This is a genomic window from Gilvimarinus sp. 1_MG-2023, assembly GCF_030548285.1.
In genome coordinates this window covers 1-274 of sequence record NZ_JAUOSC010000972.1, presented here as the reverse complement: position 1 = coordinate 274, position 274 = coordinate 1, and the positions used below count along the sequence as shown (strand labels likewise).

Here is a 274-nt window from a genome sequence, read left to right as displayed (position 1 = left end):
GCGCCACCCGCTGCGCCCATGGCTGCCACCCGCATGGCAAGCCAGACTCAAACACCGGTTGCAGCAGCGCGCCCTCGATAATCACTTTGATGCCGAATTCCTCAACCGGATTCATTGCATCGAACGTTTTGCCAGCCTCGGCAGCGAACAACTGCCACAGGTAGTCACCACCCTGCTGAATGAGCTTAACCAGCGTCTGAAAAGACATCAGCTGACCCTGTTGCTCGACGACGCCTGCCTGTTTTGGCTCAGTCGTGGCGACTTTGACCAGCAC

The 274-nt window shown here is 58.0% G+C and carries 1 pseudogene; it reads left to right on the top strand.

Annotated elements, in window-relative coordinates:
* Window positions 1-274, top strand: a pseudogene (locus Q4563_RS19770) (hypothetical protein); the annotation flags it as partial.